Here is a 13,698-nt window from a genome sequence, read left to right on the forward strand (position 1 = left end):
TCCCCTTTGTTTTTCAGTCTGTTTTGCAAGTTAAGCGGTCAGCTCACCCGCCAACGCTTTTTGGATTAGAGCACGGGTTTCGGCAATGCCGTAAAGCGCCACAAAGGACCCGAAGCGCGGGCCTTTTTCCTGACCGATGAGAAGCTGATACAGCGCAGAGAACCAGACAACGGAAACCCCTGGGCCGCCGTCCGGGCCTTTTTTCTTCTGATCCTGATACCGTTCGATTGGACGAGCGACATCCAGAACAGCATCCTGAATGGCGCTGCCATCAGCGCCCTCCGGCAGAGCTGCGAGGCTTGCATCCAATTGCTCAAGCGCGACACGCTCCACATCGTCTGGTGTCTTGAAGGATTTGTTCGGCTTCACGAAGTCATCGAAGTAGCGGATCGCAAAACCGACCAGCGCATCCAGATGCGGGTGGGTTTCAGCTGTCACGCCCGGAGCATAGCGAGAAATGAACGCCCAGAGCACATCCTTGTTTTCCGCATTAGAGGCTGAAACGAGGTTCAGCAGCATGGCAAACGGCACAGGCATGTCCGTTTTCGGCACATTGCCGGAATGGATATGCCATGCTGGGTTCATCAGCTTTTGCTCGACAGGCATTGCATCAAATTTTTGAGCAAAGGTGTAGTACTCGTCGACCGCTTTCGGAATGACGTCGAAATACAGCTTCTTGGCCGTTTTCGGCTTTTGGAACATGTAAAGCGCAAGGCTTTCTGTCGGCGCATAGGTCAACCATTCGTCGATGGTCAGGCCATTGCCCTTGGATTTAGAAATCTTGGCCCCATCATCGGCAAGGAACAGCTCATAGACAAAGTGCTCCGGCGCCTTCCCGCCCAAAACCTTACAGATCTTGTCGTAGAGACCCATGTTCGGACCGTGGTCCTTACCGAACATTTCGAAGTCAACGCCAAGCGCAGCCCAGCGTGCGCCGAAATCCGGCTTCCACTGCAGCTTCACATTTCCGCCGGTCACAGGCAGGGTTACATCCGTGCCATCTTCGTCTTCAAAGGTGATCGTGCCGTCTTTAGCATTCACATCCTTCATCGGCACATAAAGCACGCGGCCCGAAATCGGCGAGATCGGCAGGAACGGAGAATATGTTGCCTGACGCTCTTCACCGAGGGTCGGCAGCATAACCTTCATCAGGTCATCATATTTGCGAACCGCGGTTAGCAGGATCTCATCGAATTTCCCGGACTTGTAGTATTCGGTCGCACTGGCAAATTCGTAGTCAAAGCCGAACGTATCGAGGAACCGCCGCAGCATGGCATTGTTGTGATGACCAAAGCTCTCATAGTCGCCGCCGAACGGGTTCGGCACGACTGTCAGAGGCATTTGGAGATAGGGCTTCAGCGCGTCCACATCCGGCACATTTTCCGGGATCTTGCGCATGCCGTCCATATCATCGGAGAAGCACAGGAGACGGGTCGGGATCTTGTCTTCGGTGAGCAAGCGGAACGCCGTGCGGACCATTGTCGTGCGGGCCACTTCACCGAACGTGCCAATATGCGGAAGACCGGACGGACCATAGCCGGTTTCAAACAGAACCGGCTGCTCCGGATCCCGTTTCTCGATCCGCTTGACCAATTTTCGTGCTTCCTCAAACGGCCAGGCTTTGGAAGTCCGGGCCGCTTCAACGAGTTCAGCAGAGAGGTCGAGCGGTGGCAGGGATCGTTCAGTCATGATGATTGTTCGGTTCTGTTTGTTTGAAAATGACATCAGGGCAAGCTCAAAGAGATGTAACAGAGTTGCCGTGAGAGCGGCGACACTAGAAAAGCCAGCGCCCCGCGTCAACGAAATGTCGTGCCAGACGGCTTGAAGATTGGGCCTTGAGCGGATAACCCTCGTTTTATTGTTAATTCGCGTCGACCGAGAGGCCCATCGAGAAGATGAAAAAAGACGTTACCATTCAGGAAGCCCTGATTTATGTGATGGTCATCATGTCAGCTGCTGACAGCAACATGACTGACAGCGAACTTGCCTCGATGGGAGATATCGTCAAGGCGCTGCCCGTGTTCAAAGGCTACAATGAAGACGATATAATCAGCGCAGCCCAGCGCTGTAGCCTTGTTCTGCAAGAGCCGAATGGTCTCGATTCAGTCCTGACACTGATTGCCGATACGCTCCCGTCCAAGCTCTATGATACGGCCTATGCGGTTGCCGTGGATGTGGCTGCGGCTGATTTGAACCTGCGCCAGGAAGAATTGCGTCTGCTCCAGATGCTGCGTGACCGGTTTGAACTCGACAAGCTGACCATTGCAGCGATTGAGCGCGGTGCTCAGGCTCGGTTCCGCACCGTCTGATTTCACAGTGCTGATTTGATGATGAAAGCCTTTTGCAAGCGCCCGATCCGTTGGGCGCTTTTCTTTTTGTTTGTCTTATTTATCGTCAGCACCGTCCTCGCCGGCCTTAAGGACTTTGATTTATCGTTCCACCCCGAAAAGGAAATTACTTTCGTCCAAAACGGATGGACAATTACTGGAAGCCTGCATTTGCCCGAAGGGGTGCCAGCACCGCCGGTTGTCATTCTGGTCCATGGAGACGGCCCGCAGGACAGATACGCCAATGGGGCCTACCTGCCCCTCATCAATTTCCTCTTGGATGAAGGGTTTGCGGTCTTTTCCTTGGACAAGCCCGGAGTTGGGAAAAGCACCGGTTTGTGGTTGTCTCAATCCATGGAAGAGCGCGCTCACCTCTCACTCAAAGCCCTTAATACGCTACGTGAGATTGATGATTTCAACAATTCAATCATTGGCTTTATCGGATTTTCTCAAGCCGGCTGGGTGCTGCCTGAGATAGCAATTCAAGGGAGTGCTGCTGACTTTTTTATTCTGATTGGCGCTGCAATCGACTGGATGGACCAAGGGGCCTACTTCACGCAAAAACGGCTGGAAGCGGAAGGTGCAAGCGAAGAAGAAATTGCACGGGCCCTCAACGACTTCGAGTTGGATGTTAATCGACTATCCGATCCCAAGCTCACATACCAGGATTATATGGCCGACCAATCCGGCGACACAGATTTTTCTAAGGAACGCTTTGGATTTGTGAGGCGGAACTTAACCGCAAACTCCGAAGAAGCGCTTTCACTAACGTCAGCTCCCTTTCTGGTCCTCCATGGAGCGCAAGATCTGAATGTTGATGCGGTTTCAGACCATCGGCGCTTTCGTGACCTCTTGGGCAGTCGGAACCCGGCAACAGACTTTCACCTCATTGAAAACGCCACGCACGGCCTTTTGAACACCGACCTGTTCAATTACCAGCTCCCCTCGCACATGCCCTTCTGGTCAGAATGGGCCTATCTGGCATTGGGGCGGGACGCGTATGCGGACGGGGTCCTTGAAATCATGGGAGACTGGATAAAGGCTCGCGCTGCAAGCCAGCCTGCGGCGATCCAGAAATAATTTAGTTCAAGCTGCGCTTTCCATCCGGTAGGTCCAGTGAAAAAGCCGGGATCTGGACATCAAATCGCGAACCGTCTGGACGCTCCATCTTATAGGAACCAACCATAAAACCAGAATCCGTCTTTAACGGACAGCCGGACGAATATTCATAAGTTTCACCCGGCTCAATGACCGGCTGTTCACCGATGACGCCCGGCCCGGTAACCTCTTCGACACGGCCCATGGCGTCAGTGATCTTCCAATAGCGGGTTTTCAGCTGAACCGGACCTTCGCTCTCATTTCGGATTTCCACCATATAGGCCCAGATATACTGGCTGTCCTCTGGCTCGGATTCCTCGTCGAGATAGAACGGTTCCACAGTAACCTGGATGCCATTCGTAATTGCGCGATACATTCTGCGGTATCCTGTTTACATACGGTCGGCCACGCTTTGCACCCCTTTCTTTCAAGGTGCGTTTACCGCGCTTATAGGCGTAATAACGCAAGCTTGAAAGAGTGTTGCTTGTCCTAACCCGCATCCTAATCCATTTATAACTCAATGCCCAAAACGGGAAACAGATAAAAGTGCCAGTATGTTCGACGCGCGCATTCGCCCCATCATAGACCCACCCCTCAATCAGATGGGACGGACCTTGGCAAGCACCGGGCTTAGTCCTGATACCGTGACGCTTGTCGGTTTTGTGCTGGGCATGGGGGCAGCCGTGTCCATCGCTTTTGGTGAAATTCTGCTCGGTCTGGTTCTCATCCTTTTGAACCGTCTCGCCGACGGGCTGGACGGTGCTATCGCCCGCGCGAGCCTGAAAACCGATCGCGGTGGGTATCTTGATATCGTGTTGGACTTTGTTTTCTACGGCTCGATCCCGTTTGCCTTCGCCGTTTTGAACCCGGAGCAAAATGCTCTGCCTGCGACCGCCCTCTTGCTCAGCTTTTACGCAAACGGCTCCGCTTTTCTGGCGTACGCAATCATGGCGGAGAAACGTCAGGTTACGACCACGTCCCAAGGGGTCAAATCCCTCTATTATGTCGCCGGGATTGCAGAAGGCACAGAGACCATCGCGTTGTTTGTGGTGATGTGCCTGTGGCCAGCCGGTTTCCCGGTTCTGGCATGGGGCTTTGCGGCAATTTGCCTGATTTCAGCTGCCGCCCGCATTGTTGGGGCATCCCTCAGCTTGAGCCGCAAGTAACCGACTTAGCCCTTTAACGCCTCCAACCAACCGTCTTTCTGCTCAATGTAAAAGCCCTCAAAGTGGACATTCTCAATATCCGACCCGGCGATATAGAGATGACTGATTGAGGCCGAAGACGAGACTTCGCGCGCGATCGGCAAGCTGGATATCGGTAAATCACGTCCGAGTTTCAGATAAAACTTGATGGGATCAGCCAATACAATGTGATCAATGGTGCTTGCATCCTTGAGACTTACTTCGGCCGGATAACCCGCATACATCAATCGCTTGTTGCCATCTGCAATCTTGGTCAGTACGAAACACGTGAAAATTCCGGCCCCCTTCTTTTCCATCGCCAAGAGCGGTGCCAAGGGGCCGTACATGACACGGCCAAGAGCTTGAATTTTTCGTGCCAAATAGCGCGCTGTATAAGCTGCTGCGATAACAAACCCGGCCATGACAACAGACAACACAACCGCGATATGCGGATAGAGATAGAGGAAGTTCAGCGGTTTGAGCCTCGCCCCCTCATAAAAGAGGTAGAAGACACCATCAAAATCCGCAAAGCTAACCGGCACCTCATAGGGGTGAACCAGATTGACGAGATAAAGAAGCGCGTTGGTGACCAAAAAGAACAGCATGAACATGCTGGCTGAGTAGATCAGGATCGAGATAGCAGACCAGAGGCTGCTGGGAGACGGGAAGGGTCTTTTGACGATCTCTCCCTGAAACAGCGCCAGACGAAACAGCAAACCAGGAACCAAAAACAGAAAAAGCAAAAATGTCGAGTTGCTGAGAGACATCGCCTATGACAGTTCCCGAATAAATTGGATAAAGAGAGCGGAAACTCCACTCCAATGCACTTTCAGAATCGCAAAGAATACGCTGCCTAATGTCGTAAATTACGGCATGTCTCGCAAGGGAAACTCGCAGTCGAAACGATCAAAATTCGCCGCCGGAGGACTTTCAGTCTTCAGGAAATCAAGGGCGCAAAGACAAAAGGCGCGCCTTAGTAGCTGCGCACCATTTCACGGTCAGACTTGGCAATTTCGCGGATACGTTCGCGGACTTCTTTTTCGTCCAGCGTATTCGAATTCCGCTCGGCAGAAATTTGCGTCAATGCACGGTAGACGGTTGCGAAGGAGCCACGTGCATCCTTGCGAAACTTGTTCAATATACGTTCACGACGAGACGAGTTGGTCATGGCGACCTCAAGGATTTGCAGCCCAAGTAAAGGTTGCAACCGAACATGTTGTCAGCTGCAACCTCACTAAAGATAGGAAGTCCTTTATTTTCAGTCAACATATACAGTGCCCCTGAGGTACTTTGTGCACCGTGTTGACTGCGGACTTTGGATCAGACTGCGTGAAGAGCCTGTTCGATGTCCTCAAGAAGATCGGCTGGATCTTCCAGACCAACGGACAACCGCAGGATTCCACCTGAAATATCCAGTTCAGCCCGTGCCTCTTCGCTCATCGACTGGTGCGTGGTGGTTTCCGGATGAGTAATCAGGGTTTTTGCATCCCCCAAATTGTTCGACAAGCGGATGATCTCCAACGCGTTGAGGAACCGGAATGCAGCGTCCTTGCCCTTGGCAATTTCAAACGCAACCATTGTCGAACCGCCGGACATCTGCTTTTTGGCAATTTCTGCCTGAGGGTGATCGTCGCGTCCCGGATAGATCAAACGGGAGACCTTGTCTTGACCTGCAAGGAAGTCTGCAATCTTGCCAGCCGATGAGGTTTGCTGGGCAACGCGCAGTGGCAGTGTCTCCAGCCCCTTCAAAAGAACCCATGCATTAAACGGGCTCATGTGAGGGCCGGTATGTTTGACGAACGGCATCACTTCATCTGTAATCCATTCCTCATCCGATAGGACGACGCCGCCAAGGCAGCGCCCCTGCCCGTCGATGTGCTTGGTCGCAGAATAGACGACAACATCAGCGCCCAGCTTCAGCGGAGACTGGAACATTGGAGTTGCAAAAACATTGTCGACGATCAAACGAGCGCCAACGGACTTGGCAATCTCGGCAACTGCAGCAATATCAATCACTTCCAGCGTCGGATTGGTCGGGCTTTCCAGAAACAGGGCTTTAGTGTTCGGTTTGACCGCAGCTTTCCACTGATCAATGTCCGTGCCATCGACAAGTGTGCTTTCCACACCGAACCGTGGTAGCAAAGTCTCACAAATGTAACGGCAAGAGCCAAACAACGCCTTGGCCGCGACAACATGGTCCCCCGCCTTGACGGAGGCCATCAAGGCCAGATTGACCGCAGCCATACCACTGGCTGTTCCACGCGCGGCTTCTGCGCCCTCAAGGGTCTTGATGCGGTCCTCGAACATCGCAACGGTCGGGTTTGCGTATCGGCTGTAGACAAATCCAGGCTCATCGCCCTTGAAACGGGCTTCGGCTGCTTCCGGGCTGTCATAAACGAAGCCCTGGGTCAGAAACATTGCTTCGGATGTTTCGCCGTGCTGGGAGCGGGTGGTGCCGCCGTGAACCAATTGTGTTGCCGGGCGCAGTTCGCGCTTCTTGTTGTTATCATTTGTCATTTTGCCACTCCAAATACAAAACCCCGGCCTGGACCGGGGTTCTTCAACCCGGCCTTTTTTAGCGACTTGTTTAACGTGGCTGCAAGCCGGCCGGCCCAAATCACCACGAAGTTGCATTGTGTTTATGCCAATATTCAGGTTGCGTCAATTCGGGGAACACGCCAATGACGCTTTTCCCCTTCGTGCAAAAGACGATAAATGCGGTTGGCGTGCTTCGTTTGATCCGCTAATCACAGAGGAACATCATTTTTATCCAAGGACAGGCGCATGAGTAACCGGAACACCGGCATTTTGCCCGCGCATATGATCGAAACCATGTTTGAGCATGGGGCCATTGCGGCAGAGCGCCCACCGGTTGACGGACAGATCCAGCCTGCCAGCCTTGATCTGCGCCTTGGCCGAACCGCGTTTCGGGTCCGCGCCAGCTTCCTCCCCGGCCCTGATGTTACCGTGGCGGCAAAACTGGATGCCTTTGAGCTTCACACGATTGATCTGAAGGAAGGTGCGGTTTTGGAGACCGGCTGCGTCTATATCGTTCCGCTTCAGGAAAGTCTGGACCTACCCGCCGATATTTCGGCCACCGCCAATCCGAAGAGTTCAACTGGACGCCTTGATGTATTCACGCGGGTGATCACCGATGGTGGCTTGGCGTTTGACACAGTGCCTGCCGGATATCAGGGGCCGCTTTATGCGGAGATTTCACCTCTCACCTTCCCAATTCTGGTGCGCACCGGATCACGTCTCAGCCAAATCCGCTTTCGCCGTGGCGAAACGCTGGTGCCGGATAGCGAGCTGCAGGGCGTACACAAGGAGCATACGCTGGTCAGCGGCGGGAATGAGCGAATTGGCGGCGGTGTTCAGCTTTCCATCGATCTGGAAGGCGATGGAGCGGGCAGCCTTGTGGGCTATCGGGCCAAGAACCATTCCGGCCTGATTGACGTTGATGTGGTTGGAGCCAAAGACCCGCTCGATTTCTGGGAACCGATCTACCGGCGCAATGCAGCCGAACTCATTTTGGACCCGAACGAGTTTTACATTCTCGTCAGCCAAGAAGCGGTGCATGTGCCGCCGGACTTCGCCACTGAAATGGTGCCTTTCGATCCGCTGGTTGGTGAATTCCGGGTCCATTATGCGGGCTTCTTTGACCCCGGCTTTGGTCATGAGCACGCGGGCGGCATTGGGTCGCGCGCTGTTCTGGAAGTCCGCTCACATGACGTACCCTTCATTGTGGAACATGGCCAGACCGTAGGACGCCTTGTGTATGAGCGTATGGCGGAACGGCCGCAGACGCTCTATGGCGAAGGCATTGGCTCAAACTATCAGGGTCAAGCCCTGAAGCTTTCCAAGCATTTCAGGGCGCCTGCCTGAGCCTTATGCCATTGAAGACTGTCACTCGCGAGTTTGAAGGCTATCTGGAAGATCGGAAGTCCCGATTTCTGGCGCATCTCGTCCCCCTGGACTGTTTCGAGCAACGGCTTTCAGACCTTCGCACCGAGCATCGTAAGGCCAATCATGTGGTAACGGCTCATCGCCGCCTGTTAGAAGACGGGCGGATTGAGGAAAGCGGCAAGGATGACGGGGAACCGGTGGGCACGTCCGGAATGCCAACTTTACGTGTTCTGCAAGGGGTCGAGCTGATCAACTGCGCCGTTTTGATTGTGCGCTATTTCGGCGGAACAAAACTCGGCGGCGGCGGTCTGGCCCGTGCCTATTCCGGCGCAGCGCAGGATGCCATCCAAAATGCGGAGCTGATCCCCTTTCAGCAATTGCGCCAGAAACAGATTTCGGCAGACTTTGCAAAAAGTTCTGAGCTTGAACGGGAGATCAGCCAGCTTGGTTTGACTGTCATCTCCCGCGATTTCACTGAAACCGGCGTCCAGTTGACCGTTGAAGGCCCCGAAGACAAGATTGCCGCTCTTTAGTGCAGGCCCACTATTTGCCCATCTGCTCGCGTAGGTCTTTCAGCTCCTTGCGCAGCTCCTTGACCTCTTCAAGGATCATTCCGGTTTCGTCATGGATCGCCTGGCGGTTTGCGTCTGCCTCAGCTTCATGCTCCTCCTGCATGGCCGAGACGATGATACCGATGAAGAGGTTGAGCACCGTAAAGGCCGTGCTGAGAATGAACGGCACAAAGAACACCCATGCCCACGGATAAACATCCATAACCGGGCGGACGATACCCATCGACCAGCTTTCCAGCGTCATAACTTGGAAAAGCGTATAGACGGACAGGCCGATATTTCCGAACCACTCTGGGAAGGTTTCCCCGTAGAGCTTGGTTGCCATGACGGCAAAGACATAAAAAACCAGTGCCATCAGGACCACAATCGACCCCATACCCGGCAAGGCGGCCATGAGCCCGCCAATAACACGGCGCAGGGACGGGATGACCGAGATCAGGCGCAGCACACGTAAGATGCGCAGAGCCCGCATGACAGCGAAAGGACCACTGGCCGGAACCAGCGCAATCGCGACAATGGCAAAGTCAAACAGGCTCCACGGGTCTTTGAAAAACCGGAAACCGAACGCGAAAAGCCGCAGAAGAATTTCAACGACAAAGACGGCAAGAATGAATTGGTCAAAGGCGACAAGAAACCCGCCGATATGGGCCATGACCGTCTTGCTGGTTTCCAGCCCCAGTGTGATGGCATTCAGCACGATAAGGCCGATGATCACCATCTCCCATCTTTTTGATGTGACGAGTTTTTTGACCGCTTCCCGCATGTATTCCAAGCCTTATAAAATACCACCGATGAGTGAGCAGGTGGTTGTAGATGCGCGAAAATGGCGGTTTGCCTCTCGGTTGGCAAGACCTCAGCACCTCGAGAAAGGCGGGATTTATAAGGTTGCACACACCCTTGGTGATGCGGGATTGAGCTAGGCGCTTGACAGTTCGCAAAGCTGGGCGCAGAAGAAATGAAGTGCGGGTGTAGCTCAATGGTAGAGCAGAAGCTTCCCAAGCTTAAGACGAGGGTTCGATTCCCTTCACCCGCTCCAGCTCCTTTCCCCCTTTATCGCTACTCTGCCGCTTCGGGAAGTTTAACGGCCATGCGTGTGCGGGCCTGCCCATGCGTCGTCTTGTTCCACACATAGGGCGTTTTGAAGAGTTCCCAAACCGCTCGATACAGCGCAATTCCGGTACAAAACCAGTAGATTGGCAGTGTCAGGAGATCAGCTAAACGCGGTCCGTGGTGTCGCTTGTCGCCTGCCTTCCAAACTGCAATTGCAGCACCGGCATAACCGATGGCCGATCCGGTAATTGAAAGGGCAAGCAACAGCTGCTCCAGCCCCCCTTCCCGCGCGGGCGGTTCAACGAAGCCGAACGCATAGGCAAACAAGAGAGAGAAGAAAACCGGATGGAGCGCGATCAGCGCAAGCGAACCGGCAAAAAGAGCGCTCAGAGCGAGCCAGTTTCGAAATCCGATATCTTCGATCAGCGCTTGCGGCTGGCGCATGTGAACGCCAATTGTCTGCAGCCAGCCTTTGTACCACCTCGCCCTTTGAGCAAGCCATGCTCGCAAGGTGATCGGCGCTTCTTCATAGGTCGAGCTGGTCATCACGCCGAGCTGATAACCGAACCGCGCCAAGCGCACTCCCAAATCCGCATCTTCAGTGACATTGAACCGGTCCCAACCGCCGACCTGTTCCAGAGCGCGCTTTCGAAAGTGGTTTGACGTTCCCCCCAAGGGAAACGGAATGCCGATGCGAAACAGCCAGGGCAGAAGCTGGTCAAACAGGCAGGCATATTCCAAAGCAAAGTGACGTGACAGAAAACCATCATTGGCGTTGTCGATGCTCAACCGCGCTTGCAGACAGGCGAAGTTTTGCGGAAGTTTGCCGAAACTATAAGCTGCTTTCTTTAACTGATCGGGTTGAGGGCGATCCTCTGCATCATACACCGTGACATAGTCACCGGTTGCCTCTGCCAGCCCGTAGGACAAGGCCCGAGGCTTGGTGCGTGGTGATCCGTCCGGCACCACAAGGATCTCCATGTGGTTCGGCGATCGGCAAGCCCTTAACGCGGCCAACGTTTCCCGATCGTCGGATTCAATCAGATACAAGACTTGAAGCCGATCTGTGGGATAATCCATGTCTTGCAGAGCCTGAACGAGACCGATGACGACATTTGCCTCTCGATATAACGGGACCAAGACCGTGTAAGCAGGCCAAATGATTGCGGTCTCTTGAAGTCGATTTGGCAGGCGATAGTCCAGAGGGTTATCCCATGTAGCAAGCGTGCTGGCGAGACGTGCAAACCCGGTCAAGCAACAGGCAATTGCCATCATCATCATAAACCGCCAGAACCAGACTGAGGACGGAAGCGTGAGGAACGCCAACATCAGAAATGCTCCGGTCAAAAACCAACCAATCCGTGGGCGGGTTCTCGTTTTTTTGGCCGATAGATGCGGGTATCTGTGTTCCAGGTCTGCTGCCGGAGAGTTTGTGACCTTCGTTGCCAAACGGATCGCAGCCGGAGATGCTATGCGCACCTGCGCCCGCATTTCGGGATGTTTTTGCAAATGGTCCCGAACCTCCTCAAAGCCTGCGTGGGAGGGCGACAACACGTAAACCGCCTTGCCCTCGTGCACGCCCACCAGCATTGGCCCGCATTCTTCCGACCCCAGATGAACCGGCTGATCTTTGACAGTGCTCACCCGGAAACTGCCCTCCGGCAAAAACGGGACGCTGCAAAGTTCCGCAAAAGCGCTGTAAATGGTTTCTTCTGTCAGCAACCGGTTGCGCACAAGATATTCTGATGCTGCAATGCCCTCTTTCGGTGCATAGCGAAGAGCAGAGACCATCAAGGATTTTGAAATTCCACGCGCAACAAGCACATCAAATAAATCTGCGACGCCAGTCATGATGCAACTCCCCAATTGCACAAAACATTTAATTGGGCACAGGCGCAGAAATACGCCTATAACACTGATAGTTACGTCGACGGATCGATAAGGGCACAAACAGAAAATGCAATCAATGGTTGTAAATATAAAGCTCTACTTATCGTTAATTTTGACAATGTTTGCTCTGCTATCTTCGGCATCTTTCTCTACTGCCGACACCATTCCAAATTTCTGGGACCCAAAGGCCGTTGCCGATAGACCCGCCAATATACCAGACAAGATCCAGTTCCTGTCATCCGATGAGCACCCCCCGTTTGTTTTCCGCGATCCGGATGGGCGGCTCACTGGATTTCATATCGATCTTGCCCGCTCACTGTGTGAAGTTCTGGAAAGCTCCTGCTCCTTGCGGATTGTGCCTTTTGACAAACAGATATCTGCACTGAACGAAGAAGAAGGCGATGCCATTATCTCCGGGCTGGCACGCAATCAGAAAGCTGCGGAAAAAATGGATTTCACCGATGCTTATCTCAAGTTGCCTGCTCGGTTTGTCGTGCGAGCAGATGAAAGCGATGACTTCAATCCTCAGCAGCCCACAGGAAAGACTGTTTCTGTGGAGGCAGGGTCCCGACACGAGGCATTTGCCCTTCGCTTTTGGCCCACGGCAAAAATCCTCTCTTATGAAACCGCGATGAAAGCGCGGGAGAGTTTGAAATCAGGGGAAGCCGACACGCATTTTGGAGATGGTCTCTCCCTGTCTTTCTGGCTCCGCGGACAGGCATCGGAGAACTGTTGCCGCTTTTCCGGAGGACCTTGGCTGGAGCCGGGCTTTTTCAATGAAGGGCTAACAATCGCCGTGCGCAAAGGTGATATTGAACGGTTGGAAGCCTTGAACTACGCGCTTCGGCAAGTCTATCATAACGGCACCTATCGCGAGCTGTACCTGCGCTATTTCCCTCTCAGTTTCTTTTAAAGAATTTTTGGGTGTTTTTCGGTTTGCGCTGCGCCGCTGAAATCGCTAACCGATCAGGCTGGACCCTCATTTTTGTAACCCGTGACAGATATACTGAAACATGACCGACTTCCTTTGGACGACACCAGAAACTTCGCCAGTTGCGACACTTGTTCTTGCCCATGGCGCGGGCGCCCTAATGGATTCAACCTTTATGGAAAAGATGGCCACTTCCCTCGCCAATGAGGGGGTATCCGTCGCCCGGTTCGAATTTGCCTACATGGCGCAACGCCGGACCGGAGGCAGCAAACGCCCACCGCCCAAGGCCGATAAGCTGATCGGAGAGTTTCAAACAGCTGTTCAAGCTGTCGTTGGAGAGGTTGACGGTCCTGTCCTGATCGGCGGCAAGTCGATGGGCGGTCGCGTTGCAGCGATGTTGGCAGGCGGCGGGTCGCTGCCGAAACGCGTTGCAGGCGTTGTTTGCCTCGGATATCCGTTTCACCCGACAGGAAAAGCCGATACTCCGTGGCGCATGGAGCCGCTGGAACAATCTTCCCGCCCGATCCTTATTCAACAAGGCGAACGGGACCCTTTCGGCTCATGGGCTGAGCTGGATCAGATCCAACTCCCCGCACACGTGTCGATTTCCTATCTGGATGATGGAAACCACGACTTTGGCCCCCGCGGAAAGCACCCGGCAACGCTGGACGGCAACATTGCCATTGCCGCCCGAAACACAGCGGACTTTGCCCGCAAGATCACCGCACAATAGGCGCTGG

The 13,698-nt window shown here is 53.8% G+C and carries 14 protein-coding genes, 1 tRNA gene and 1 riboswitch; of the genes, 8 read left to right on the forward strand and 7 right to left on the reverse strand.

Annotation, left to right across the window (positions count from 1 at the left end; all coding sequences use genetic code 11):
• Positions 1-30 precede the first annotated feature (30 nt).
• Complete coding sequence (locus tag TRICHSKD4_RS00370) at positions 31-1,689, reverse strand: lysine--tRNA ligase (protein ID WP_040615880.1); 1,659 nt, start codon at positions 1,687-1,689, stop codon at positions 31-33.
• A gap of 206 nt (positions 1,690-1,895) precedes the next feature.
• On the opposite strand from TRICHSKD4_RS00370, the gene TRICHSKD4_RS00375 reads away from it, so the two are divergent.
• On the forward strand, positions 1,896-2,309 hold the full coding sequence (locus TRICHSKD4_RS00375; protein WP_009465580.1) for a tellurite resistance TerB family protein: 414 nt from the start codon (positions 1,896-1,898) through the stop codon (positions 2,307-2,309).
• An 18-nt stretch (positions 2,310-2,327) separates the two neighbouring features.
• On the forward strand, positions 2,328-3,407 hold the full coding sequence (locus tag TRICHSKD4_RS00380) for a S9 family peptidase (protein ID WP_050763290.1): 1,080 nt from the start codon (positions 2,328-2,330) through the stop codon (positions 3,405-3,407).
• 1 nt (position 3,408) lies between these two features.
• Here the strand turns inward: TRICHSKD4_RS00380 and apaG are convergent, their stop codons facing one another.
• Complete coding sequence (gene apaG, locus TRICHSKD4_RS00385; RefSeq protein WP_009465582.1) at positions 3,409-3,801, reverse strand: Co2+/Mg2+ efflux protein ApaG; 393 nt, start codon at positions 3,799-3,801, stop codon at positions 3,409-3,411.
• Positions 3,802-3,979: 178 nt separating this feature from the next.
• Between apaG and TRICHSKD4_RS00390 the strand changes: the two genes are divergently transcribed.
• Positions 3,980-4,591 (forward strand): CDP-alcohol phosphatidyltransferase family protein, encoded by a 612-nt coding sequence (locus TRICHSKD4_RS00390; RefSeq protein WP_009465583.1) that lies wholly within the window; start codon positions 3,980-3,982, stop codon positions 4,589-4,591.
• A 5-nt stretch (positions 4,592-4,596) separates the two neighbouring features.
• Here the strand turns inward: TRICHSKD4_RS00390 and TRICHSKD4_RS00395 are convergent, their stop codons facing one another.
• The 3 genes from TRICHSKD4_RS00395 to TRICHSKD4_RS00405 all read right to left on the reverse strand — a co-directional run bounded on the left by TRICHSKD4_RS00395 (position 4,597) and on the right by TRICHSKD4_RS00405 (position 7,126).
• Positions 4,597-5,376 carry a hypothetical protein gene (locus TRICHSKD4_RS00395; protein ID WP_009465584.1) on the reverse strand — a complete coding sequence of 260 codons (780 nt, stop codon included), beginning with the start codon at positions 5,374-5,376 and terminating at the stop codon, positions 4,597-4,599.
• Between the two features lie 206 nt (positions 5,377-5,582).
• Positions 5,583-5,777, reverse strand: a complete 195-nt coding sequence (locus tag TRICHSKD4_RS00400) for a hypothetical protein (RefSeq protein ID WP_009465585.1) — start codon at positions 5,775-5,777, stop codon at positions 5,583-5,585.
• 152 nt (positions 5,778-5,929) lie between these two features.
• Positions 5,930-7,126 (reverse strand): O-succinylhomoserine sulfhydrylase, encoded by a 1,197-nt coding sequence (locus TRICHSKD4_RS00405; RefSeq protein ID WP_009465586.1) that lies wholly within the window; start codon positions 7,124-7,126, stop codon positions 5,930-5,932.
• A 36-nt stretch (positions 7,127-7,162) separates the two neighbouring features.
• A riboswitch (SAM riboswitch) is annotated at positions 7,163-7,243 on the reverse strand.
• 150 nt (positions 7,244-7,393) lie between these two features.
• Here TRICHSKD4_RS00405 and TRICHSKD4_RS00410 point away from each other — a divergent pair.
• Complete coding sequence (locus TRICHSKD4_RS00410) at positions 7,394-8,494, forward strand: 2'-deoxycytidine 5'-triphosphate deaminase (RefSeq protein WP_009465587.1); 1,101 nt, start codon at positions 7,394-7,396, stop codon at positions 8,492-8,494.
• Positions 8,495-8,499: 5 nt separating this feature from the next.
• Positions 8,500-9,048 carry a YigZ family protein gene (locus tag TRICHSKD4_RS00415; RefSeq protein ID WP_009465588.1) on the forward strand — a complete coding sequence of 183 codons (549 nt, stop codon included), beginning with the start codon at positions 8,500-8,502 and terminating at the stop codon, positions 9,046-9,048.
• Between the two features lie 10 nt (positions 9,049-9,058).
• On the opposite strand, the gene TRICHSKD4_RS00420 is transcribed toward TRICHSKD4_RS00415, so the two are convergent.
• On the reverse strand, positions 9,059-9,850 hold the full coding sequence (locus TRICHSKD4_RS00420) for an ion transporter (protein ID WP_009465589.1): 792 nt from the start codon (positions 9,848-9,850) through the stop codon (positions 9,059-9,061).
• A 199-nt stretch (positions 9,851-10,049) separates the two neighbouring features.
• On the opposite strand from TRICHSKD4_RS00420, the gene TRICHSKD4_RS00425 reads away from it, so the two are divergent.
• Positions 10,050-10,123 (forward strand) — tRNA-Gly (locus TRICHSKD4_RS00425).
• Positions 10,124-10,143: 20 nt separating this feature from the next.
• Here TRICHSKD4_RS00425 and TRICHSKD4_RS00430 read toward each other — a convergent pair.
• Positions 10,144-11,988, reverse strand: coding sequence for a glycosyltransferase family 2 protein (locus TRICHSKD4_RS00430; RefSeq protein WP_009465591.1), 1,845 nt, complete (start codon positions 11,986-11,988; stop codon positions 10,144-10,146).
• Between the two features lie 157 nt (positions 11,989-12,145).
• Here TRICHSKD4_RS00430 and TRICHSKD4_RS00435 point away from each other — a divergent pair, with 157 nt between their 5' ends.
• Both TRICHSKD4_RS00435 and TRICHSKD4_RS00440 read left to right on the forward strand, forming a co-directional pair.
• Positions 12,146-12,940, forward strand: a complete 795-nt coding sequence (locus TRICHSKD4_RS00435) for a transporter substrate-binding domain-containing protein (RefSeq protein ID WP_050763291.1) — start codon at positions 12,146-12,148, stop codon at positions 12,938-12,940.
• 100 nt (positions 12,941-13,040) lie between these two features.
• The gene (locus TRICHSKD4_RS00440) at positions 13,041-13,691 is read left to right on the forward strand and encodes an alpha/beta fold hydrolase (protein WP_009465593.1); all 651 of its coding nucleotides are present in this window, start codon (positions 13,041-13,043) and stop codon (positions 13,689-13,691) included.
• Positions 13,692-13,698 lie beyond the last annotated feature (7 nt).

The sequence above is a fragment of the Roseibium sp. TrichSKD4 genome (assembly GCF_000148725.1).
Classification (GTDB): domain Bacteria; phylum Pseudomonadota; class Alphaproteobacteria; order Rhizobiales; family Stappiaceae; genus Roseibium.